Origin of the sequence: Actinoplanes sp. NPDC048791, from assembly GCF_040650095.1 — a bacterium.
GTDB lineage: Bacteria > Actinomycetota > Actinomycetes > Mycobacteriales > Micromonosporaceae > Actinoplanes.
In genome coordinates this window covers 1-2,304 of the sequence record NZ_JBEZGQ010001207.1, presented here as the reverse complement: position 1 = coordinate 2,304, position 2,304 = coordinate 1, and the positions used below count along the sequence as shown (strand labels likewise).

Annotated in this window: 4 protein-coding genes; 2 read left to right on the top strand and 2 right to left on the bottom strand. The window is 71.4% G+C overall.

Annotated elements, in window-relative coordinates; translation table 11 throughout:
• On the top strand, positions 1–433 hold a 433-nt coding region (locus AB0C29_RS44410), incomplete at its 5' end, for a DUF5753 domain-containing protein (protein WP_360833832.1).
• 163 nt (positions 434–596) lie between these two features.
• On the top strand, positions 597–845 hold the full coding sequence (locus AB0C29_RS44405; protein ID WP_360833830.1) for a hypothetical protein: 249 nt from the start codon (positions 597–599) through the stop codon (positions 843–845).
• A gap of 7 nt (positions 846–852) precedes the next feature.
• Here the strand turns inward: AB0C29_RS44405 and AB0C29_RS44400 are convergent, their stop codons facing one another.
• Both AB0C29_RS44400 and AB0C29_RS44395 read right to left on the bottom strand, forming a co-directional pair.
• The gene (locus AB0C29_RS44400) at positions 853–1,755 is read right to left on the bottom strand and encodes an ABC transporter substrate-binding protein (RefSeq protein WP_360833828.1); all 903 of its coding nucleotides are present in this window, start codon (positions 1,753–1,755) and stop codon (positions 853–855) included.
• Positions 1,752–2,304, bottom strand: a 553-nt coding sequence (locus tag AB0C29_RS44395) for an EAL domain-containing protein (RefSeq protein ID WP_360833826.1), incomplete at its 5' end; no start/stop codon positions are given. The genes AB0C29_RS44395 and AB0C29_RS44400, both read right to left, overlap by 4 nt.

The following is a 2,304-nucleotide window of genomic DNA, read 5'->3' as shown; positions in this document are numbered from 1 at the left end:
CGCGGAGATCGAGCGGCGCATCGAGCTGCGGTGCAACCGGCAGCGGGTGCTCACCCGGCCGGACCCGCCGCAGTTCTGGGCCGTGCTCGACGAGGCGGTGCTGCGGCGTGAGATCGGCGGCCGCGACGTCATGCGGGCGCAGGTGCGGGCCCTGCTGGAGGCGGCCCAGCGGCCGAACGTACGGCTGCAGATCGTGCCGTTCCATCAGGGAGCGGCCGGGCCGGCCGACTTCCCGTTCGCCATCATGCGGTTCTCGGAACCGGAGCTGCCCGACGTGGTCTACGTCGAGCAGCTGACCGGGGCGATCTATCTGGACAAGCCCGGTGACGTCGAGCATTACCTGATCGCGATGGAACGGGCCTGCCTGGAGGCTGAGCCTCCGGAGCGCACGGCGGCCATGCTCCACGACGCGCTGCATCAGATCGCGCGCTGACAGTCACGTCCGACACGCCGGGCATCGTCCGAACGGCGGAGCGGCCCGGCGGATCTTCCACTTTTGGTCCAGTGTGCATATGCACGTGCATCCGGCCTTGCGTCGGCCCGCGCATATGACGATGCTTGGGCACGTGCACGGTTACCGGACGAGGAGTGAAGTCATGGACGCCAATCGCGGCCCGAACCGGCCGGTGAGCCACTTCGCGGAGACGGACTACTGCTTCGGCACCGGCTCCCTGGACCTGCGCGTCGAACGCGTCGACTGGAACAGGCCGATTCAGCGCGACGGTGAGAACTGGTACGAGGTCGAGGGCATCGAGTTCACTCCGGACGGCCGGGAGATCGGCCGCCGGCAGGCCCTGGTCCGGGGCCGCCGGCTGTCCGCCCTGCCGCGCAACACCCGGTCCTGAGCCCGCGTCAGCTGCCCGCGTTGATCGACGACGAGGCGAGCGCGCCGTTCATCAGGCCCCAGCGCTGCAGCAGCTCGGTGTAGCGGCCGGAGCGGATGAGCGAGTCGAGCGCGGCGCGCAGCGCGTCCCGCAGCCCGGTGTTGTCCTTGGCCACGGCCAGTCCCATCAGGCCGGGCTCGTACTGCACGGTCGAGGCGAGCTGGTAGTACGAGCGGGTCCGGGCGTCGGTGGCGAGGTGGGCGGCCGGCGGATAGTCGTTCAGGATGGCGACCGCCCGCCCGGTGCGGACCTGCAGCAGGGCGTCCGCATTGGTCTTGAAGTTCTTGATGATCATCTTGTTCGCCCCGCAACTGGGCTGGGAGCGGCGCAGCAGGTCGGCCTGCACGGTGGACTTCTCCACCGCCACGACCTGGCCGCACAGGTCCTTGAGGTCCGAGATGCCGCGCGGGTTGCCCCGCTGTACGACGATCGCGGTGCCGGCGGAGAAGTAGTCGACGAAGTCCACCAGCTTCTCGCGTTCCGCGGTGTCGGTCATCGAGGAGAGCACGCCGTCGTAGGTGCCCTTGACGGTCTCGTCGATGGCCGAGCTGAAGTCGGCCGCGACCATCTCCACCCGGATCCCGGTGATCGAGCCGAGCGCCGCGGCGAGGTCCGCGTCGAAGCCGATGATCGTGCGGCCGTCGGGTGCGTAGGACTCCATCGGCGCGTAGCTGGGGTCGGTGGCCAGCTGGATGCTGCCGCGATCGCGGACGGCGTCCGGCAGCATGGCGCGGATCTGCTGGTCCACGGCCACTTCGCCGGTCGCCGCGTCATCCGTGCCGGCGGAGGCCGAGCCGCAGCCGCCGGCGGCCAGGGTCAGCGCGATACCGGCGGCGGCCAGGCGGACGCGACGGCGGGTCGAGTGCTTCATCGGAGACCTCCGGTGCTCAGTGGTGCAGGTTCGGTGGGCGCGGTTGCGGCTTCCGTGGCGAGCTCGGCGCGGGCGTGCCGGCCGCTGCCACGCGGGTTGAGGTAGAGGTCGAGCAGGTGCGGCCAGGCCGTGGGCCGGGCGAAGAGGTAGCCCTGGGCGTCGTCGCAGCCGGCGTCCGCGAGCCAGTCGCTCACCGCCGCTGTCTCCACGCCCTCGGCCGTGACCCGCAGGCCGAGCCCGTGGGCCAGGGCGATCACCGAGCGGACGATCGCCTGGTTGGGTCCGTCGGTGTCCAGGTCGGTGACGAAGCTGCGGTCGATCTTGACCTCGGCGACCGGGACGGACCGCAGCTGCGACAGGCTGGTGTAACCGATGCCGAAGTCGTCGACCGAGACCCCGATGCCGAGCGCGGTCAGCTCGACGACCGCGTCGGCGGCCGTCGCGGCGTCCCCGGCCAGCGCGGTCTCGGTGACCTCCAGCAGCAGCCGCCCGGCCGGCGTGCCGTGCTCGGCCAGCAACGCCGCCACGACCCGCGGGAAGCCGGGGGCC

Coding starts and splice junctions, on each gene's coding strand:
- AB0C29_RS44405 (WP_360833830.1), top strand. CDS start 597: ATGGACGCCAATCGCGGCCCGAACCGGCCGGTGAGCCACTTCGCGGAG.
- AB0C29_RS44400 (WP_360833828.1), bottom strand. CDS start 1,755: ATGAAGCACTCGACCCGCCGTCGCGTCCGCCTGGCCGCCGCCGGTATC.